The sequence below is a fragment of the Mesorhizobium sp. B2-3-12 genome, from assembly GCF_006442205.1.
Taxonomy (GTDB): Bacteria; Pseudomonadota; Alphaproteobacteria; order Rhizobiales; family Rhizobiaceae; genus Mesorhizobium.
In genome coordinates this window covers 447228-467118 of sequence record NZ_VFVR01000002.1, presented here as the reverse complement: position 1 = coordinate 467118, position 19891 = coordinate 447228, and the positions used below count along the sequence as shown (strand labels likewise).

General features: G+C 63.1%; 20 protein-coding genes and 1 tRNA gene. 10 read left to right on the top strand and 11 right to left on the bottom strand.

The window, feature by feature from the left end:
- Window positions 1-104: 104 nt before the first annotated feature.
- The 4 genes from FJ948_RS07545 (at window position 105) to msrB (ending at window position 2877) form a co-directional block, all read left to right on the top strand.
- Window positions 105-644: a sigma-70 family RNA polymerase sigma factor gene (locus tag FJ948_RS07545; RefSeq protein WP_027040874.1), complete on the top strand. Its 540-nt coding sequence runs from the start codon at window positions 105-107 to the stop codon at window positions 642-644.
- On the top strand, window positions 641-1363 hold the full coding sequence (locus FJ948_RS07540) for an anti-sigma factor (protein WP_140703913.1): 723 nt from the start codon (window positions 641-643) through the stop codon (window positions 1361-1363). Before FJ948_RS07545 ends, FJ948_RS07540 begins: the two co-directional genes overlap by 4 nt.
- Before the next feature lie 224 nt (window positions 1364-1587).
- A complete protein-coding gene (locus tag FJ948_RS07535) occupies window positions 1588-2145 on the top strand; it encodes a fasciclin domain-containing protein (protein ID WP_140703003.1) in 558 nt (185 codons plus the stop codon).
- A 228-nt stretch (window positions 2146-2373) separates the two neighbouring features.
- On the top strand, window positions 2374-2877 hold the full coding sequence (gene msrB / locus FJ948_RS07530) for a peptide-methionine (R)-S-oxide reductase MsrB (protein ID WP_140703001.1): 504 nt from the start codon (window positions 2374-2376) through the stop codon (window positions 2875-2877).
- A gap of 163 nt (window positions 2878-3040) precedes the next feature.
- On the opposite strand, the gene FJ948_RS07525 is transcribed toward msrB, so the two are convergent.
- Together FJ948_RS07525 and FJ948_RS07520 are read right to left on the bottom strand one after the other, a co-directional pair.
- Window positions 3041-4597: a DHA2 family efflux MFS transporter permease subunit gene (locus FJ948_RS07525; RefSeq protein WP_246677491.1), complete on the bottom strand. Its 1557-nt coding sequence runs from the start codon at window positions 4595-4597 to the stop codon at window positions 3041-3043.
- Window positions 4598-4721: 124 nt separating this feature from the next.
- Window positions 4722-5912 carry an HlyD family secretion protein gene (locus FJ948_RS07520; protein ID WP_140702997.1) on the bottom strand — a complete coding sequence of 397 codons (1191 nt, stop codon included), beginning with the start codon at window positions 5910-5912 and terminating at the stop codon, window positions 4722-4724.
- Window positions 5913-6039: 127 nt separating this feature from the next.
- Between FJ948_RS07520 and FJ948_RS07515 the strand changes: the two genes are divergently transcribed.
- A complete protein-coding gene (locus tag FJ948_RS07515) occupies window positions 6040-6774 on the top strand; it encodes a TetR/AcrR family transcriptional regulator (protein WP_140702995.1) in 735 nt (244 codons plus the stop codon).
- Window positions 6775-7000: 226 nt separating this feature from the next.
- On the opposite strand, the gene yihA is transcribed toward FJ948_RS07515, so the two are convergent.
- The 3 genes from yihA to FJ948_RS07500 all read right to left on the bottom strand — a co-directional run bounded on the left by yihA (window position 7001) and on the right by FJ948_RS07500 (window position 8733).
- Window positions 7001-7660 carry a ribosome biogenesis GTP-binding protein YihA/YsxC gene (yihA, locus tag FJ948_RS07510; RefSeq protein ID WP_140702993.1) on the bottom strand — a complete coding sequence of 220 codons (660 nt, stop codon included), beginning with the start codon at window positions 7658-7660 and terminating at the stop codon, window positions 7001-7003.
- Complete coding sequence (locus FJ948_RS07505) at window positions 7657-8295, bottom strand: CatB-related O-acetyltransferase (RefSeq protein ID WP_181173626.1); 639 nt, start codon at window positions 8293-8295, stop codon at window positions 7657-7659. The genes yihA and FJ948_RS07505 overlap by 4 nt, the downstream gene beginning before the upstream one ends.
- Before the next feature lie 123 nt (window positions 8296-8418).
- Window positions 8419-8733, bottom strand: coding sequence for a hypothetical protein (locus FJ948_RS07500; RefSeq protein WP_140702991.1), 315 nt, complete (start codon window positions 8731-8733; stop codon window positions 8419-8421).
- Between the two features lie 384 nt (window positions 8734-9117).
- Between FJ948_RS07500 and FJ948_RS07495 the strand changes: the two genes are divergently transcribed.
- Both FJ948_RS07495 and FJ948_RS07490 read left to right on the top strand, forming a co-directional pair.
- The gene (locus FJ948_RS07495; protein ID WP_140702989.1) at window positions 9118-10413 is read left to right on the top strand and encodes an HlyD family secretion protein; all 1296 of its coding nucleotides are present in this window, start codon (window positions 9118-9120) and stop codon (window positions 10411-10413) included.
- On the top strand, window positions 10410-11957 hold the full coding sequence (locus FJ948_RS07490) for a DHA2 family efflux MFS transporter permease subunit (RefSeq protein WP_140702987.1): 1548 nt from the start codon (window positions 10410-10412) through the stop codon (window positions 11955-11957). The genes FJ948_RS07495 and FJ948_RS07490 overlap by 4 nt, the downstream gene beginning before the upstream one ends.
- Window positions 11958-12150: 193 nt before the next feature.
- Here FJ948_RS07490 and FJ948_RS07485 read toward each other — a convergent pair whose 3' ends face one another.
- The 4 genes from FJ948_RS07485 to rpmH form a co-directional block, all read right to left on the bottom strand.
- Window positions 12151-12711 (bottom strand): fasciclin domain-containing protein, encoded by a 561-nt coding sequence (locus FJ948_RS07485; protein ID WP_140702985.1) that lies wholly within the window; start codon window positions 12709-12711, stop codon window positions 12151-12153.
- Window positions 12712-12890: 179 nt separating this feature from the next.
- Entirely contained in the window at window positions 12891-14711 is a 1821-nt protein-coding gene (gene yidC / locus FJ948_RS07480) for a membrane protein insertase YidC (RefSeq protein ID WP_140702983.1), read from the bottom strand.
- 14 nt (window positions 14712-14725) lie between these two features.
- Window positions 14726-15079, bottom strand: coding sequence for a ribonuclease P protein component (gene rnpA / locus FJ948_RS07475; protein WP_140702981.1), 354 nt, complete (start codon window positions 15077-15079; stop codon window positions 14726-14728).
- A 14-nt stretch (window positions 15080-15093) separates the two neighbouring features.
- Window positions 15094-15228, bottom strand: coding sequence for a 50S ribosomal protein L34 (gene rpmH, locus FJ948_RS07470; RefSeq protein WP_008833937.1), 135 nt, complete (start codon window positions 15226-15228; stop codon window positions 15094-15096).
- Between the two features lie 276 nt (window positions 15229-15504).
- On the opposite strand from rpmH, the gene FJ948_RS07465 reads away from it, so the two are divergent.
- Together FJ948_RS07465 and FJ948_RS07460 are read left to right on the top strand one after the other, a co-directional pair.
- Window positions 15505-16992, top strand: coding sequence for a HAMP domain-containing sensor histidine kinase (locus tag FJ948_RS07465; RefSeq protein ID WP_140702980.1), 1488 nt, complete (start codon window positions 15505-15507; stop codon window positions 16990-16992).
- Between the two features lie 270 nt (window positions 16993-17262).
- Window positions 17263-17339 (top strand) — tRNA-Arg (locus tag FJ948_RS07460).
- 337 nt (window positions 17340-17676) lie between these two features.
- Here FJ948_RS07460 and FJ948_RS07455 read toward each other — a convergent pair.
- Window positions 17677-18465: an SDR family oxidoreductase gene (locus FJ948_RS07455; RefSeq protein ID WP_140702978.1), complete on the bottom strand. Its 789-nt coding sequence runs from the start codon at window positions 18463-18465 to the stop codon at window positions 17677-17679.
- Window positions 18462-18791 carry a nuclear transport factor 2 family protein gene (locus FJ948_RS07450; RefSeq protein ID WP_140702976.1) on the bottom strand — a complete coding sequence of 110 codons (330 nt, stop codon included), beginning with the start codon at window positions 18789-18791 and terminating at the stop codon, window positions 18462-18464. Before FJ948_RS07450 ends, FJ948_RS07455 begins: the two co-directional genes overlap by 4 nt.
- Window positions 18792-18859: 68 nt before the next feature.
- Between FJ948_RS07450 and FJ948_RS07445 the strand changes: the two genes are divergently transcribed.
- Entirely contained in the window at window positions 18860-19855 is a 996-nt protein-coding gene (locus FJ948_RS07445; RefSeq protein WP_181173589.1) for a LysR family transcriptional regulator, read from the top strand.
- Window positions 19856-19891 lie beyond the last annotated feature (36 nt).

The window sequence follows — 19891 nt, the reverse complement described above, 5'->3', positions numbered from 1 at the left end:
CGGCAATTTCCTTGGCAATCGCAGCCTGCGCGTGGCGCCGAACTTTAGGTGCACAGCATATTTCCGGCGTTGCAAATACAACGCAATCGCCTAATTTGGCTCGCATGACGCCGCAGGACATTACCAAGCTGATCGTCCGGACTTCGATGAAGGATCGGGCAGCGTTCGATCTGCTTTACCGACAGACCAGTGCGAAACTTTTCGGCGTATGCCTTCGTGTATTGAACGACCGGGGAGATGCTGAAGAAGCGCTGCAGGAAGTCTTCGTCAAGATATGGACGAAGGCGGATCGCTTTGCTGTATCCGATCTGAGCCCGATCTCCTGGTTGGTAGCGATCGCGCGCAATCATGCGATCGATCGCATCAGGGCGCGGCGCAAGCCCGCCGCCGATATCGATGCCGCGCTCGACGTGGCCGATCCGGCGCCGGGGCCTGAAGCGATGGTGGTGGCGGGCGACGAATCCGAGCGTATCCATCATTGTCTCGACGAGTTGGAAAAAGACCGGGCGGCGGCCGTCCGGGGCGCTTATCTCAAGGGCGAAAGCTATGCCGAACTGGCGGAACGCCACGGCGTGCCGTTGAACACGATGCGTACCTGGCTGCGCCGCAGCCTGATGAAACTGAGAGAATGTCTGGAAAGATGACGCTGGCAGAGGACAACGGACCGGAACGAGGGGGCGACGACCTGTTCGCCGCCGAATACGTTCTTGGCGTGTTGCCGGTCGAAGAGCGGCAGATAGCCTCCAGGCGCATCGACGCCGAGACCGATTTCGCGCGGCTCGTCGATGGCTGGGAAGTTCGCCTGTCGCCGCTGGCCGCGGCCTATCCGGAAGTCGAGCCGCCGGCTTCGGTGAAGCCGGCGATCGACGGCCGGCTGTTTTCATCCGCCGCCGCGGCACCTGCCGAACCGCGTGCCGGCCTGTGGTCCAGCCTCGCCTTCTGGCGCGGACTAGCCGCCGCGGCGGTCGCCGCACTGGCGATCTACATTGCGATCCCTTACGTCAACCCACCGGTCGCACAGCCGCAGGCTCGGCTCGTCGCCTCGCTGGCTGCCGATGGCAGCGACGTCAAATATCTGGCCGTTTATGATGCGGCGCATCACGAGGTTGGCCTGTCGCATGTCTCCGGTGAGCGTGCCTCCGGCAAGGACTTCGAACTTTGGATGATCGAGGGCAAGAATCCGCCGGTGTCGATGGGTGTCATTCCGGTCGGGTCGACAGCGCATATCGTCGTCTCGCCGGCAGCCCAGCAGAAGCTTGCCCAAGGTGCGGTGCTGGCCGTCAGTCTTGAGCCCGCCGGTGGTTCGCCTACCGGGCAGCCCACCGGGCCGGTGGTGGCCGCGGGCGACCTGAAGAGCATCTGACCTCGTCTCCTCACCGCGAAACCGTCACCAGAATAATTCCAATGCATCTTATGTCATGCGTGTCTAAACAGACGCGTAAGCCGGCAAAATATTGAGTCGAATAACTCTCTCGACCCCACGATTAAATTGAAAATTCAAAAACATTCTGAAACTCACGCGTTTGTGTCTCGTATCTCCTCGCGTTCCCAAAGATGGGAAGAGAAAACCCGAGGAGTTTTAATACAATGCGTAGATTCGCCACCCTTTTGCTCGCCGGTACGATCGCTGTCTCGGCGCTTGCCACGGCTGCTTATGCTGAAAACCCGATGGTCGGCGGCGCCGCCATGTATGCCAACAAGACCATCGTCGACAACGCCGTCAATTCCAAGGATCACACGACCCTGGTCGCCGCCGTCAAGGCCGCCGGCCTGGTCGAGACCTTGCAGGGCGCCGGCCCGTTCACCGTCTTCGCGCCGACCAACGAAGCCTTCGCCGCGCTGCCGGCCGGTACGGTCGACACGCTGCTCAAGCCCGAGAACAAGGACAAGCTCACCAAGATCCTGACCTGCCATGTCATTGGCGCCAAGGCCATGGCGGCTGACGTGGCCGCGATGGCCAAGGCCGACGGCGGCACACACAAGGTCAAGACGGTCGGCGGCTGCGAACTGTCGCTCAAGGCCGATGGCGGCAAGGTCACCGTCACCGACGAGAACGGTAATGTCGCCAATGTGACGATCGCCGATGTCGAACAGTCCAACGGCGTCATCCACGTCATCGACAAGGTTCTGCTCCCGAAGATGTGATCGGGTGGAGGATGTAACGGGGAGGCTGTCGCGGACGAACCCGTTGCAAGAGCTCTCCGTCGATCGCGTCGTCTCGCTCCCGTGATCCGCTATCGACATGCGTGCTCCGCGCCGTTCCATGGTCAATCGTGGAACGGCGCGGGGTTCGTTTGAGAGCAGCCGTCACCGGCTTTTGACTTTCGCGTGGCGGGTATAGTTTGGCAAAACGGACGACAGGAGGAACTGGTCATGAACCGTCGCGACTTTCTTTTGAGCGGTGCCGCCGCCATCGGCGTCGTTGGAGCCGCGGCAGCAATGCTGCGCATGGGCGCCCCGCAGGCCGCACTGGCCGCCGAGAAATTCGAGGTCACCAAGACCGACGACGAATGGAAGGCCATCCTGTCGCCGGCCGCTTTCAATGTGCTGCGCAAGGAGGGCACGGAGTATCCCGGCACCAGCCCGCTGCTCAACGAACACCGCAAGGGCATCTTCGCCTGCGCCGGCTGCGACCTGCCGGTCTATCCCTCGGAGACGAAATTCGATTCCGGCACCGGCTGGCCGAGCTTTTGGCAGGAGATCGCCAACGGCATCGGCAAGACCGAGGACCGGTCGCTGGGCATGACCCGCACCGAAGTGCATTGCCGGCGCTGCGGCGGCCATCTCGGCCACGTCTTCGACGATGGCCCGGCGCCCACCGGCCTGCGCCACTGCATCAACGGCGTGGCGCTGAGCTTCAAGCCCGCGACCGCCTGACGACACCAAGGGCAATAAAAAACTCCGGGCTTTGCGGCCCGGAGTTTTTTGCGTGGGTCAGAGCTTCGGGCGTGGACTGGAGGAGCTTCCCGAAACCGCTGCCCACTTTTCTTTGTTTCACGCAGTTCCAGGAAAACCACTTCACGCTTTCCTGGAATTGCTATCAGTGCCCGCCGCCTCCGCCACCACCGGGCGCGGCCGGCTTCTTGATCAGCATGGTGAAGAACCCCAGCGTCCCGAACAGCACCGTAAGCAGATAAAACACGTCCATGAACGACAGCAGCGCCGCCTGCTGCTGGACCATGCCCGACAGCTTGGAGATCGCCGCAGTTGAGGCATCCAGGCCGGTGGTCTGCTCGAAATTGAGCGTCATGTTCTGCAGCTTGGTCTGCGCGGCGGCACTGCCCCACTGCACGTGCTCGGCGAGCCGGGCGTAGTGGAAGGCATTGCGGTCGATCAGCACCGTGTTGATGAGCGCCAGCCCGACCGCGCCGCCGAGGTTACGTGTCAGGTTGAACAGGCCGGAGGCATTCTTCAACCGGTCCGGCGGCAAGGTGCCAAGCGCGATGTTGTTGATCGGCACCATGCACAGCATCATCGAACAGCCGCGCAGGATCTGCGGGATGAGCAGCTCGTAGAAATCCCAGTCGGCGGTCAGATGCGTCATCCACCACGTTCCCGTGGCGAAGCCGAAAAGGCCGATCATCATCATCAGCCGCAGATCCATCTTGCTGGACAGGATACCGGAAATGGGCGCGGTGACGAACATCGCCAGGCCGCTGACGAACAGCGCTTCGCCGATCATCATCGAATCGTAGCCGCGGATACGGCCGAGGAAGACCGGATAGAGATAGGTCAACCCATAGAGGCCGATGCCGATGACGAAGGAAAACAGCGAGCCGAAGGCGAAGTTGATGTTGCTGAACGCCTTGAGGTCGACGATCGGTTCCTCGGCGGTGAAAACCCGCCAGAAGAAGATCACCGCGCCGATGGTCATGACGATGGCGCAGATGAACACGCCCTGGTCCTGCATCCAGTCATTGTTCGGGCCTTCTTCCAGCACATATTCCATGCAGCCGAGGAAGGCCGCCATGCCGCCGAGGCCCCACCAGTCGAACTTCGAGAACAGCTTGAGATTGGGCTTGTCGAAATCGATCAGCGTCCAGGCCGCGGTCGCCACCAGAATGCCCGGCACGACATTGACCAGGAACAGCCAGTGCCAGGAAAAGGCGTGGCTGATATAGCCGCCGACGGTCGGGCCGATGGTCGGCGCAAGCGTCGCCACCAGGCCGATCATCGGCGAGACAATGGCGCGGCGCGACGGCGGAAAGATGGTGAAGGCGGCGGCGAAGACGCTCGGGATCATACCGCCGCCTATGAAGCCCTGCACGGCGCGGTAGACGATCATCTGGTCGATGTTGGTGGCGGTCGCGGCCAGCGCGCTGGCCGCGGTGAAGCCCGCCGCCGCGACGGTGAAGAGCACGCGCGTCGACAGCATGCGGCTGAGGAAGCCCGACAGCGGGATCATGACCACCTCGGCGATCAGATACGCCGTCTGCACCCACGGGATCTCGTCGGAACTTGCGCTGAGGCCGGCCTGGATCTCGGCCAGCGAGGCCGAGACGATCTGGATGTCCAGGATCGCCATGAACATGCCGAACACCATCGCCAGGAAGGCGATGACGCGGCGCGTCGAAATCGTGTCGGGCGCGGCCGGCATTGCCGGCGGCGATCCTGCGGTGATGGTTGCGGTTGCCATTTCCTGGCCCTCCTTGGGGCCTCGTTGAGGCAGGCCGGGCGGCTCGGTGCTTCAATCAGCCACCAAGCCGCCCTCCGAAAAGCGCTTAGTTGCTGGTCGCGGCGGGCGCGGTACGGCTGTCGACGGCCACGACGACGCTCAAGCCGGCGCGCAGCTTGCCGGTCTTCAGCGCATCGGCGGGCACGTCGATGCGGACCGGCACGCGCTGCACCACCTTGGTGAAGTTGCCGGTGGCGTTTTCCGGCGGCAGCAGCGAAAACACCGCGCCCGAGGCCGGCGCCAGCGAGGAGACGGTCCCCTGGATGGGCTGGCCGTCGATGGCGTCGACCGAGATGTTGACCTTTTCGCCGGGCACCAGCCGGGCAAGCTGCGTCTCCTTGAAATTGGCGACGATGTAGAGCTTGTCCATCGGCACGACGACGGCGAGCTTCTGGCCGGGGCTGACCAGATCGCCCTGTTCGACGGAGCGATTGCCGACGACGCCGTCATATGGCGCCTTGAGCACGGTGAAGGAGAGGTCGCGCGCGGCCTTGTCGCGGCCGAGCTGCAGCGAGGCCAGCGTGCTGGCGGATTCCGCGCGCTGCGCCTCGAGCACGCCGATATTGGCCTGCGCGGCGGCGATCTGCGCGTCGGCGCCGACGAGCGCCGCCTTGGCCTGGTCGAGCGCGGTCTGGGCGTCGTCCAGCTGTGCCTGCGTGCCGACATGCGTCTTGACCAGTTGCGCGGCGCGCTGCTGGGCACGGCCGGCATTGTCGGCGGCGGCTTGGTCGGCGACCTTCTGCGCCTGTGCCTGCTGCAGGGAAGCCTGCGCGGCCTTGGTCTGCGCGTCGATGCGGTCGAGCGTCTTGGCTAGCGTGGCGATCTGCGCCTCGGCCTGGGCAACGGCGATCTTGTAGTCGCCGGCATCGATCGTCAGCAGCGGATCACCGGCCTTGACCTGCTGGTTCTCGCTGACCAGGACCTGATCGACATAGCCGGAAATTTTTGGCGAGACGAACGCCATGTCGGCCTGGACATAGGCGTCGTCCGTCGAGATCATGAAGCGGCCCGTGGTCCAGTAGTCATAGCCATACCAGGCGCCGCCACTCAAAAGGGCAAGGCCGATGATCGGCAGCAGGAGGGAGCGCACCGAGCGCTTCTTCTTGGCCGGGGCTTCCGCTTCAGGTGGCGGTGCGACAGCCGGCTGGACATGCACGTCGGGCGCTTCCGTCGCCGGGGCAACCTTGGCGTTGGGGAAAGGACGGACTTCGGCGGTGGCGGGCGTGTTCGAGGACATGACATCTCTCTAAAATATAATACTGAACCGTTCGGTTCGATCCGGGCGTTGACATAGCGCGGAAAGAGGACCATATCAAGGGGAAATCGAACCGGTTGGTTCGAATTATTTTCGAGGTGTCACTTTGATGGTTGAGACTGTGAGCAATGCCGAAACCGACCACTGCGAAGACCTGCTGGACGGTCTGCGCCGTGGCCGCCCGGCGGCCGGACAGGATCCGGTCAAGCGCGGCCAGATCATCGACGGCGCCCGTCGTGTCTTCATAGAAAAAGGCTTCGAGGCCGCTTCGATGAACGACATCACGCGCGAGGCCGGGGTGTCGAAAGGCACCATCTATGTCTACTTCGCCAACAAGGAAGAGCTGTTCGAGGCGCTGATCGAGGAAGAGCGCGGCACCATCTTCAAGAACATGTATGACGTGCTCGACCGCGCCGACGATTTGCGCCAGACGCTGGTTAAGTACGGCAAGGTGCTGTCGATGAAGATCACCTCGGCCAGGGTCATCCAGGCGCAGCGCACGGTCATCGGCGCCTCCGACCGGATACCCGACATGGGCGCGCGTTTTTACGAACGCGGCCCCAAACGCGGCCATGACAAGGTCGTGACATTCCTCAATGTCGCCATCGAACGGGGCCTGCTTGAGATCGACGATGTCGATCTTGCCGCCTATCAATTCACCGAACTGTGCCTGGCCGGCCTTTTCAGGCAGTGCATCTTCGCCTACCGCACCAAGGCGCCGAGCCAGGAGGAAATCGACCACATTGTCAGGTCGGGGGTCGACATGTTCCTCAAGGCCTACGGCACCGAGAGGCTGGCCGAGGAAGAGAGCCACCAGCTGATCGCAATCGAGGCGAAGCCTTAGCCAAGGTTCCGGACGTCGCTTGCCTGGCGCGTCTTTTGGCGGTCGGCGGGAACCTTAATCCCTTCGTCATCCTCGCGTCTCCGCGACGGAGCTTCGCTCCTGCTCCGCCCGTGGATGACGAAGTTGGCGAGGCTTCGGTCAATTCCGAATGTCAGAGACGGTCCGCCGGAAAAATCATAATCCCCGCCGCCAACGGCCCTAACGCCATCAGCCCTGTCCCGCGCTGCTAACCGCCATTGGCTGCAAGCACGATAGCAGCCTGCAAGTCCTCCAGGCCTTCGGCCTTTTCCGAGGAGGTCGCCAGGACGAACGGAAACGCCGCAGGACGCTTCTTGATCTTGGCCAGCGTTTCCTCGATCAGCCGCGGCACGCCGGCGGCCTTGATCTTGTCCGTCTTGGTCAGCACGATCTGGTAGGACACCGCCGCCTTGTCGAGCAGCGACAACACCTCGTCGTCCTTGGCCTTGATACCGTGGCGGGCATCGATGAGCACATAGACCCGCTTCAGCGTGACCCGGCCCTTGAGGTAGTCGAAGACCAGCTTGGTCCAGTCGTCGACTTTTTCCTTGGGCGCACTCGCATAGCCGTAGCCCGGCATGTCGACCAGCGCCATCGGCGGCAGGTCGGCGCCCTCGCCGGAAAATCCGTCCGGCACGAAGTAGTTGAGTTCCTGCGTGCGCCCCGGCGTGTTCGAGGTACGCGCCAGCCCCTTCTGGTTGACCAGCGCGTTGATCAGCGAGGACTTGCCGACATTGGAGCGGCCGGCAAAGGCGATCTCCGGCGGTCCTTCCGGCGGCAGGAATTTCATGGCCGGCACGCCCCGGATGAAGATCCACCCGCGCGTGAACAGGTCGGTTTGGATCGCGGTGCTGTTGGGAACGTTCAAGCTGCTGCCTCCAGAAGAGAGATATCGGAGCCCCGGATGGCATCGAGGTTGCGGCCGATCTTGTCCACCGGCCAGTCCCACCAGGCCACCGCCACGAGCCGCCGGATCGTCCTGTCGTCGAAACGCGTGTTGACCACCGTGGCCGCGTTGCCGGCAACGATCGCATAGGGCGGAACGTCATGCGTCACCACCGATTTGGCGGCGATGATGGCGCCATGGCCGATTTCCACGCCAGGCAGGATCACCGCCTCCATACCGATCCACACATCGTTGCCGACGATCGTATCGCCGCGCACTTCCTTCGACCATGTCTGTGGGTCAAAACCCTTTTCCCAGCCATGGCCGAAAATGTTGAATGGATAGGTTGAGAAGCCGGACATGGCGTGATTGGCGCCATTCATGATGAAGCGCGCGCCTTCGGCGATGGCGCAGAACTTGCCGATGATGAGACGATCGCCGATGAAGGGATAGTGATGCAGCACGCATTTTTCGGCGAATTTGTCCGGCCCCTCCGGGTCGTCATAATAGGTGAAGTCGCCGATCTCGATGTTCGGCGCTGTCACCAGAGGCCTGAGGAAGCCGACGCGCGTGTGCATCGGGATCGGGTGCTTGATGCCGGGATTGGGTCCATCCATGTCGAAGTCCGTCCAGGAAGTGATAGCCACGCGGATCCGGAAATCCGCGCGCCTGGTCAAAATAACGTGATCCGCCCTATAGCACCAATCGGCTGACGAGCGAGCCTTCCTTGCTCACCGCGCTCATTTGTTGCCGCGGCAGATCACGATCGGGTTGGACAGCGCGCTGTCGAAACCGCTGCCCTGGTAGACCTGAACGTTGGAGGCTCCGGGCGGCAGCATGAAGCTGCCTTCGACGACCTTCTGATCTCCCGCCATGGTGTGGAGATCCCAGCTAAAAGTGCAGAATTGCGGCGGCGCCTTGGGTTCGACATGGCTGCAATTGAGCTGCGCGCCGCCCAGCATGGCGGCGCCGCCGCAGCTGACCGCTTCCTTTGCAACAGCGGCACCGGGGCATCCAACCAGAGCCGTGACGGCTGCGATCCTGATCCAGTTCATCGTCGAAATCCTTGCCGGCAAACGCGTATCGCCCGGCACTTGCCGCGTGCCGTGGCCCATCAGTTTTTTCTTCTGGGCGGCTTAGTGCGTCTTGCGCGCGCCGTCCAGCAGGATTATGTGCATGATGATAATAAGCATGCTCACGAAAACTTGTCCGCAGACGATCCCTTATCATGCCCTCCTCATCCACCATCGGCTTCGTGCCGCGTGACGCCGCGCGCCGGCTTCGACAATGGCCTGGGCATCGGGGGCCTGGGCATCGGGGCTTTGGGCATCGGCCGCTTGGACATTGGCGGCTTGGGCATCGGCTGAAAACGCAACGCTTGATCGAATCCAATCTGTTCGCGGCTCGCACCCATCGGGCCGTCGACCGGGAGAAAATACATGGCTGACTCGACATCCCCCAAGAAGCCTGCCGGAGAAGAAACGCCGGCGGGCCGGACCGACCAGATTATCCAGCTCGACAGCGAGCGCGAACAACGGCGGGCCAATGTCGTCATCGACAATGACGAACTGGAAGCGCCGGTCGCCCTGGAGCCGGCGGCGCTCGAGGCTCCGGCCAAGGAGCCGCAGTCACAGCAGGCTCCTCCTGTCGCTGTTGCTCCCCCTGTGCCGGTCAAGCCAAAGCGCGGCCTGACGCGGCCGGTGCTTTTTGCCCTGCTTCCCGTCGCCCTTGTCGTCGGCGGTTACTACTATGTCACCGGCGGTCAGCTTATGACGACCGACAATGCCTATATCCAGGCGCAGTCGCTCGGCGTCTCCACCGACGTCTCCGGTACCGTGCAGGAGATCGACGTGCACGAGAACCAGGCGGTGAAGAAGGGCGATGTGCTGTTCCGCTTGCGGCCGGCCTCCTTCGAGACCGCTCTCGCCGCCGCCCAGGCCCAGCTCGGCACGGTGCGCAACCAGGTTCTGACCCTGGAGGCGAGCTACCAGCAGTCGCTGTCGCAGATCGAGCAGGCGCAGGCCGACATCCCCTATTACGAAGCCGCTTTCCAGCGGCAGCAGGATCTGCTCAAGACCTCCACCGCCTCGAAGGCTTCTTTCGACAGCGCCCAGCACGATCTCGTCGCCGCGCGTCAGAAAGTGTCCGTCGCCAAGGCGCAGGCGCAGGCCACGCTCGCGCAGCTCGGCGGCGACGCCAACCAGCCGGTCGAGAAGAACCCCTTCTACCTGCAGGCCCAGTCGGGTGTCGACGATGCGCAGCGCAACCTCGCCGATTCCGTGGTCAAGGCACCGTTCGACGGGATCGTCACCAATGTCGACGCGCTGCAGGTCGGCAAATATCTCCCGGCCTCGCAGCCGGCGTTCAGCCTGGTCTCGTCGACCGATCTGTGGATCGCGGCGGAACCGAAGGAAACCGAGCTGACCTATGTCAGGCCGGGACAGACCGCGACGATCAGCGTCGACACCTATCCGGGTGCCGTCTGGCACGGCAAGGTCGCCTCGATAAGTCCCGCCTCGTCGTCGAGCTTCTCGCTGCTGCCGGCGCAGAACACCACCGGTAACTGGGTCAAGGTCGTGCAGCGCATTCCGATGCGCGTGACGATCGATGGTATCGAGGGCAACCCGCCGCTGCGCGGCGGCATGAGCGCCGTGGTCGATGTCGACACGGGCCATGCGCGCGGCCTGCCGGACTTCGTCACCAACCTCACCGGCCTGTTCGGACAAAAGTCATGACCAGCGCGTCCGCGACAGCTGCCACGCCGGTGGTCGCCAATCGCGGCGCCATCACCGCATGCGTGATCCTGGCCGTCATCATGCAGGCGCTCGACACCACCATCGCCAATGTTGCGCTGCCTTATATCCAGGGCAGCGTTTCGGCCAGCGCCGACCAGATCAACTGGGTGCTGACCTCCTACATCGTGGCAGCCGCCGTGATGACGCCGCCTTCGGGCTATCTTGCCAATCGCTTCGGCCGCAAGCGCATCCTTCTGACCTCGATCACCGGCTTCGTCGTTGCCTCCGTTCTGTGCGGTTTCGCGCAGTCTTTGCCGCAGATCGTCGGCTTCCGCCTGCTGCAGGGCCTGTTCGGCGCCGCACTCGTGCCGCTGTCGCAGAGCATCCTGCTCGATATCTACAGCGTGGAGGAGCGCGGCTCCGCCATGGCGCTGTTCGGCATTTCGGTGATGGTCGGGCCGGTGCTGGGACCCGTCATTGGCGGCTGGCTGACCGAGAATGTCAGCTGGCGCTGGGTGTTCTACATCAACGTTCCGATCGGCGCGCTGGCCTTCGCCGGCGTGTCGCTATACGTCCTTGAAACCAAGCTGGACTTCAAGGCAAGGCTGGATTGGCTGGGTTTCGGCATGCTCAGCATCACCATCGCCGCCCTCCAGATGTTTCTCGATCGCGGCGAGCAGCTCAACTGGTTCTCGTCATCCGAGATCATCGTCGAGGCGGTGATCTGCGCGTCGGCCTTCTACATCTTCCTCGTCCACACCTTCACCGCCCGCAACACCTTCGTCAATCCGAGGCTTTTCCTCGACCGAAATTTCGCCGTCGGCATGGTCTTCATCTTCATCATCGGCATCACCTATCTCGCCTCGCTGGCGCTGATGACGCCCTATCTGCAGACGCTGATGGGTTATCCCGTGGTGACGGCCGGCATCGTCATGGGGCCGCGCGGGCTTGGCACTATGGCCTGCATGTTCCTGGTTGGCCGGCTGATCGGCAAGGTCGACACGCGCTGGCTGCTGCTCATCGGCCTGCTGGTCACCGCCTGGGCAATGTACGACATGACCGGCTGGACGCCCGATGTCTCGCAATGGACCATCATCTCAACCGGCTTCATCCAGGGCGCCGGGCTTGGCTTCCTGTTCGTGCCGCTGACCACCATCACCTTCGCCACGCTGGCGCCGGAGCGGCGCGCGGAAGGCACCGGCCTCTACAATCTGTCGCGCAACATCGGCTCCAGCGTCGGCATATCGGTGGTCACCGCGCTTCTGACGCAGAATGTGCAGATCAACCACGCCAACATCGCCACCTATGTCACGCCCTTCAACCAGGCGTTCAGCGATCCGGCGATCTTCCAGGCGATGAACCCCTACACCGCCGCCGGCCGCGCCGCGCTCGACGGCGTCGTGACACTGCAGGCGACTGTTATCAGCTACATGAACGACTTCAAGCTGATGATGATCCTGTCGCTGGCGGCGATCCCGCTGGTGCTGCTGCTGCGCAAGCCGGGAACGCCGGCCAAGGTCGACCATAGCGCCGTCATGGAGTGATCGGCCTGGGCGGTCGAGTTTCGATGCTGACCGTCCTCACGGCATTAAAGGAAACCGGGGCCCTGTGAGGGACGACAGGGCCCCGGCCTGGCCGACACGGCTTCCCAAGAAACATGGCACCTCGTGGTGAGGCGGGGATGGCGGACCGAGAAAGCCCCAACGGCCCGCCAACGCCCCCTTTCGCCGGAAGCCGTTACTTCGGCAACAGCACCTTGTTGACGACATGGATGACGCCATTCGACTGGTTGACGTCGGCGATCGTCACCTTCGCCTCGCCACCGGACTCGTCCATGATGTAGAGCTTGCCCTTCTTGACTTCGGCGGTGAGCGTGTCGCCCGAGACGGTCTTCATCTCGTATTTGCCGCCCATCGCCTTGGCCTTCTTCATCATCTCGGCGCCCGAGATCTTGCCCGCCACGACATGCGCGGTCAGCACCTTGGTGAGCTTGTCCTTGTTCTCGGGCTTGAGCAGCGTGTCGACCGTGCCTTTCGGCAGCGCCGCGAAGGCTTCGTTGGTCGGGGCAAAGACGGTGAACGGGCCAGCACCCTGCAGGGTGTCGACCAGGCCGGCCGCCTTGACGGCGGCGACCAGCGTCGTGTGGTCCTTCGACTTGACCGCGTTCTCGACGATGTTCTTGGTGGCGTACATCGGCGCGCCGCCGACATTCGGGTTCTTGGCATAGGCGGGAGCGGCAATCGCCATGCCGGCGACAAGGGCTGAAATGGCGATGGTCCTGAATATGGGCAAGCGCATGTGGTCTTCCTCCGGGTGAGGGCTGATCGGAATTGATAGCCTTTGGAAACGCACACGCAGTCACGCCCCGCGCGTGCTCGCAGTTTCGCCGATCACGGGAACGTGAACAGAGGCCTGCCCGAACGAAAAAGCGCCGGACGAGCCGGCGCTTTTGACATTGTTTGCCTTCAGGAGGGCGGCTATTCGGCCGGCGAAGGCTTCTTGCGGAACAAGGCCACCAGATTGTCCCACAGTTCGATCTTGGCGCCCTGGCGCTTCATGATCACGCCCTGTTGCAGGATCGACAGCGTGTTGTTCCACGCCCAGTAGATGACCAGGCCGGCCGGAAAGCCCGCCATCATGAAGGTGAAGATCACCGGCATCCAGGTGAAGATCGCGGCCTGCGTCGGGTCCGGCGGCGTCGGGTTCATGCGCATCTGCAGGAACATGGTGACGCCCATGATCAACGGCCACACGCCGATCATCAGCATGTGCGGCAGGGTGACCGGGATCAGCCCGAACAGATTGAACAGCGAGGTCGGATCGGGCGCGGCCAGATCCTGGATCCAGCCGAAGAACGGCGCGTGCCGCATCTCGATGGTGATGTAGAGCACCTTGTAGAGCGAGAAGAAGACCGGGATCTGCAGCGCCACCGGCCAGCAGCCGGCGAGCGGATTGATCTTCTCGGTCTTGTACAGCTCCATCATCGCCTGTTGCTGCTTCATCTTGTCGTCCGCGTATTTCTCGCGGATTTCAAGCATCTTGGGCTGCACCTTCTTCATGTTCGCCATCGATGCGTAGGACTTGTTGGCGAGCGGGAAGAAGATGGCCTTGACGATGACGGTGGTGGCCAGGATCGCCAGGCCGAAATTGCCGAGGAATTTATAGAGCGTGTCGATCAGCCAGAACATCGGCTTGGTGATGAAGTGGAACCAGCCCCAGTCGATCAAAAGGTCGAACCGCTTGATGTGGCGGTCTTCGGCATAGGCGTTGATCTTGCCGACTTCCTTGGCGCCGGCGAAGATTTCGGTCTCGACGGTCGCCGACTGGCCGGCATCGACATTGATGGCGTCGGTCAGGAAGTCGGACTGGTAGCGATGGCGGCCATCCTCGAAATAGGCGTAGCGCGGCTGGAAAGGCTGCTTCTCGGTCGGCACCAGCGTGACGGCCCAATATTTGTCGGTGATGCCGAGCCAGCCATCGGTCGACTTGCCAGGCTGGTACTGCTTGTCCTTCTCGACGGACGCATATTTGTGTTCCTGCAGGCCTTCCGTGCCGGTGAAGCCGATCAGGCCTTCATGCAGCACATAGGTGCTGGCCACCGCCGGCTTGTCGTAGCGCGTGACGCGGCCATAGTTGAACAGCGAAACCGCGCTCGAGCCGGCGTTCTGCACCGTGTCCGACACGGTGAACATGTAGTTGGCGTCAACCGAGAAGGTGCGCTTGAAGGTCAGACCCTTGTCGTTGGTGTAGGTGAGCGTCACCGGCGTCGACGGGGTCAGCGTCGGATTGCCGTCGACGTTCCACACCGTTTCCGCGCCCGGCACCGCGCCGGTCTTGTCGTTGCCGACAAAGCCGATCTCGGCGAAATAGCCCGTGGGCAGCGCCTGCGGGTTGAGCAGTTCGATCTCGGGCGAATTCTTGTCGACGGTCTCGGTGTAATGCTTGAGCTTGAGGTCGTCGAGCCGCGCGCCGGTCAAATTGATCGAGCCTTCGAGGCTCGGCGTGTCGATCTTGACGCGCTTGGAAGCCGCCAGCGCCTGGTCGCGGCCGGCAGCGGTGACGACGTCGCCGCCGGGCGCATTGGGGATGGCGCCCGGAGCGGTCGTTCCCGGCGCCGGTGTCGACGCCCCCGGATTGGCGGCATCGGCCGCCTTCTTCTGGTCCTCGACGCGCTGCTGCTCGACCTTGGCGGCCTCGCGCTGCGCCTCGACGCGCGGGTTCATGTAGAAAACCTGCCACAAAGTCAGGATCAGCACCGACAGCGCGATGGTGATGAAGAAGTTCCGGTTGTTTTCCATCGAGAGCCCTTGGCCTATCGTGTTCCGCGAAGTCGGCGGGAGAGTTCGGCCTTCAACTGGCCGAAGGGGGCGCGCAGCGCATCGTCGCGCCCGACGATGACATAGTCATTGCCGGGCATCATGTCATCGGCGGCGTGGGTACGCACGGCTTCTTTCAGCCGCCGCCTGACGCGGTTGCGAACAACCGCGTTGCCGACCTTCTTGGTGACGGTGTAGCCGACGCGCGGCACCCCGCCATCGCCGCGGTCAAGGACCTCGACGAGGAAAAACCGCCCGCGGCGCTTTTCACCGCGGCGGACGGCCAGGAATTCCGCGCGTTTCAGAAGCCGCTTGGGACTTTGACCCACTGGCTTGCCGGTTGCGGGCAACGATCTCGTCTCGCTTAGGCGCTGAGCCGCTTGCGGCCGCGATTGCGGCGAGCTGCGACGACGCCACGGCCACCCTTGGTAGCCATGCGGGCACGGAAGCCGTGCCGACGTTTGCGGACGAGTTTGGACGGTTGGTAGGTACGCTTCATTTGTTTTAATACCGCGGGGTGCGGCCCTTCTTGTGTCTGTCACTTTGTAACAGGAGCTTTGCCGGGCCGGTTTTGGCGCGATCGAAACCGCGCCGGGACGAATGGCCCGAGCGTGAGCGGGCTTATAGAAAGAAGGGTTTTGGAAGTCAATCCGGCGTCGGCGCGCCAAAGACGCGCGTCTTTTGAGCATCTATTTTTCCGACCAAGGGCGAAATTGGCAAAAAAGCCGTAATCGCATAATCTTGGCTGATCAAGTGATTGTGAAGATCGAGTCGCATGAGCGAAGCCAGTCAAGCGGGAGAAGGGACCGGAACGGCGTCGGACGCCGTCCGTACGGTGCCGCTGTCGCGCGGACTGTCGACAAAACTGCTGCTGCTCACCATCGTTTTCGTGCTTTTGGCCGAAGTGCTGATCTTCCTGCCCTGGATCGCCAGCTATAGGCTGAGCTGGCTCAAGGAGAGGCTGAGCACGGCCGCCGCCGTGTCGATCGTGCTGGTGCAGGGCGAGTCGACCTCGCTGTCGCGCACGGCTCAGAATGACGTGCTGATGGCGATCGGCGCCAAGGCGATCGCGGTGCGTGATGGCGGCGTCTCGCGGCTTCTGGTGGTGGCCGACATGCCGCCACAGGTCGACGAGCACATCGATCTCGCCAGCGTCGGCATGGTCAAGGGCATGACGGGCGCGCTGGATACGCTGTTTTTCGGCGGCGACAGGATGCTGCGCGTCTTTGGGCCGGTCGGCGAGAGCGACAAGGAGTTCGAGCTGATCATGCCGGACTACTCCTTGCGCAAGGCCATGCTCATCTATTCGCGCAACGTCGCCTTCGTCTCGCTGCTGATCTCGCTGTTCACGGCCATGCTGGTTTACGCCGCGATCGACCTGATCATGATCGGCCCGATCCGCACCATGACGCGCTCGATGCTGTCCTTCTCCGAGGCACCCGACGACCCCGGGCGGATCATCCATCCAGCCGACCGCGCCGACGAGATCGGCGTGGCCGAACGCGAATTGTCGCAGATGCAGGAGCGGCTGCAGAAGATGCTGGCCGAGCAGAAGCATCTGGCCGACCTCGGCCTCGCCGTGTCGAAGATCAACCATGACATGCGCAACATCCTGGCCTCGGCCCAGCTGATGTCGGACCGCCTGCGCCAGGTCAAGGATCCGACCGTGCAGGCTTTCGCGCCCAAGCTTCTGCGCGCGCTCGACCGCGCCGTCTCCTATTCGGAGGGCGTGCTTCACTACGGCCGCACGCAGGAACCGCCGCCGTCACGCCGCAGGGTGCGGCTGCGCCAGCTGGTCGAGGACGTGCACGGCCTGCTCGCCATCGAGGAGGGCATCGAATTCATCAACGCCGTCGAGGCGGCTTTCGAAGTCGATGCCGATTCCGACCAGCTCTTCCGGGTGCTCACCAATCTGTGCCGCAACTCGGTGCAGGCGATGGCGGCCGATACCGAAAGCGCCGTCGTGCGCCGGCTCGCCATATCGGCCGAGCGCATGGGCAGCGTCAGCCGCATCGCCGTCACCGACACCGGCCCCGGCCTGCCGCCGAAGGCGCGCGAAAACCTGTTCGCGGCCTTCCGCGGCTCCGCGCGCAGCGGCGGCACCGGTCTCGGCCTGGCGATCGCCCACGAACTGATCCGGGCACATGGCGGCTCGGTGGAACTGGTCGAGTCGATCGGCGGGCGCACCACATTCGCCGTCACCATCCCCGACCAGCCGGTGCGCCTCGACCAGGCCCGTGGCAGCCTGCGCCGCCCGGCCTGACGCTTCCCTGCCGTTTCCCCAAGGGATTCCCCGCCTTCCATGCCCGTTGTTCCTGCCTGGCCTCGCCTGATCGTCCGCCGTCTCGATCAAGGCCGCCCACGGCGGCTTCAGAATGCCGGATCGGCGCCGGCATCGCTGGATGACAGGCTTGCGACAAAACTTTTGCCGGATCGGCTTGCTTTTCGCAAATTCAGTCGTTAGGGAACTGCACACATTCGCGGCCGGTCTTTCGGATCGGATCGCGGGGCCGTCGAAAACATGGCCTGATGCGCGCCCGTAGCTCAGCTGGATAGAGCACCAGACTACGAATCTGGGGGTCAGGAGTTCGAATCTCTTCGGGCGCGCCACTCTTCAAGCAAGTGCTTGAAATCGCTTTAAGCGTTGATTTTACAGCATTCTGACCTGCACGTTTGCTACTGACGGAGCGTAAAATGGGGCGCATTAAATAGGTCCAGCGGCGGGCAAATCGGTTCGAATTCGGTATCAGCTACCAGAAGACATCGCTGGTGTAACCTAAGTTAGCGCAGCCTGGCCCGCGTAACGCGCAAGCTTTGGCGCGGCGGCCGGTGATCATGCGACCGCGTCGCTCCTGAGGCCGGAGAGCAGAGGTTGAGGCCATCAGGGCATGTTCATACGTTTGTCCACGCTGGGCCAACTCGGCCAAGCGTGGACGGGTCCCTTTGATCAGACGGTCGGGACGGTGCCGCCGTCGACGACGAGCTCCGAACCATGGATCGAAGAGGCGCGATCCGAGGCCAGAAAGGCGATGGCTTCGGCGACTTCGAACGGATCGGCTCCGCGCCCGATGGCAATGCCGCCAAGGCCGGCCAGGACGAGTTGGCGCGCGTCCTCGATAGTGCCACCGTTGGCGGCTTGGATGCGCTTGAGAAATACATCGGTCCCCTCGGTCATGATCCAGCCGGGAGAGACGACGTTGACCCTCACGCCTTTGGGACCCAGTTCCTTGGAGATGGACTTGCTGTAAGTCCGCAGTGCGGCCTTGGCGCTGGCGTAGGCGGTTGTCGCGTCGGGAAGCGGCAGGACCGACTGGATGGAGGTGACGTGCACCACCACGCCGCTGCCTCGCTCGATCATCTGCGGAATCAGGAGCCGGTCGAGGCGGACGGTGGCCAGGAGGTTCAGGTTCAGCTCGGAAAGCCAGTACTCGTCAGTCAGGGCGACAAAGCCACCGCCCGGGGTGGTCGAGCCGCCGAGCACATGGGCGAGAATGTCGACGCCGCCCAGACGCTTGAGCGCCGCACTGGCGAGGGCTTCTCCGCCCTCAGCCGTGGTCAGGTCCGCCTGTACGAATTCGACGCCATCGATGGGCTCCAGGGTTCCGCGGGCGGAAGTGATTACCCGGGCGCCGCCTGCCAGGAAGCGTTCGACGGTGGCGCGGCCCAGACCCTTGGTGCCGCCGCTGATAAGCACGCGCTTTCCCGTGAACTCGGTCGGATCAGCCTTGATGGTCATGCCGTGATCTCCAGCGCTTTGATGGCGTTGCTTTCGAGTGTGAAGCGGTAAGTGAAGCGGATCGGGCTGCCCCTGAAGTCGCCATGGGCAGGGCCTTCGACGACGACCTGACCGTTCTCGTGGCGAACGGCATCCGGCGTGAAGATCGCCTTGACCGGGATCACCGCTTCTTCGAACAAGGCCCGCATTCCGGCGTAGCCCTCGTGACGGCCTCCATCAGCAAAAAGGACCGCGTCGCGCGTGAAGGGGCTCAACATTCCGTCCACATCGAGACGGGCGTTGGCGGCGACATACGCGGCGATGGGCGATGGAAGTTCGAGCGTCATTGTTTTTTCCTTCTTACTGCGGGTGCAGCCTTGAACGCTGCAAGTGTGTTTGCCCTGCCAAGATAGCGATGGACAAATGGCGCGATAATCAGGACAATTCGGGATGTCGCATCACGAAGTTCGGGATAATTGTGCAAAGTAGCCTGATGGACTTAAACGCAGTTCTCATGGTTGCGCGCCGGGGCAAGTTTCGCACGGCTGCGCTTGAGCTAGGGGTTTCAACGACCGCGCTCAGCAATGCGGTGGGAAAGCTGGAGCGCACGCTCGGGGTACGGCTCTTCAACCGGACGACGCGAAGCGTCTCCTTAACGGAGGCAGGTCAGCGGTTCGTTGCGCAAGTCGCACCTGCCGTGCAGGACATTCATGAGGCGATGGAGGTTGCGCGCTCTCAACAGGCTACCCCTTCGGGCACGCTGCGCATCAACGCCTTTCCGACAGCGGCACGGGAAATCTTCTCGTGGCTCGTCCTACCGTTCCTGTGCGTGCACCCTCAGGTCCACATCGACATCGTCACAGAGGGTCGCCTGGTGGACATTGTAGCGGGCGGCTTCGACCTTGGCGTCCGTAGCTCAGACCTTGTACCGGCCGACATGATCGCATTGCCGTTAGGTGTCGCGCGGCGCAACGTTGTGGTAGGCGCACCGAGCTATTTGAAAGCGCACGGGACGCCCCTGATCCCCCAGGACCTCGCCGAGCATTCCTGTCTCCGCGTCCGGCTTCCCGATGGCGCGATCTACCGTTGGCCGTTCGAGAAGGATGGACAATCGGTCCATATCGACGTTGAGGGCCCCGTCACCCTCGACGAAGCGAGCCTCGCACGTACCGCCGCCCTCGCTTCCGTCGGCCTCACTCTGGCGATGGAATTCGACGTCCGCGACGACATCGAGGCAGGCCGCCTCGTGCGCGTGCTTGAAGATTGGACACCCACGCTCTCTCCCTTGAGCCTCTACTATCCCAGTCGCCGCAACCCAACCGCTGCCTTCAAGGCGTTCGTCGATTTCGCGCGGCGGCAAAGTGGAGCCAGCAACACCCTGAAGCCATCCATAGGTTGGGAAGCGCCATGAGCCCGCGCATGCTTTCCGTGCTGGCGGCATAAAGCA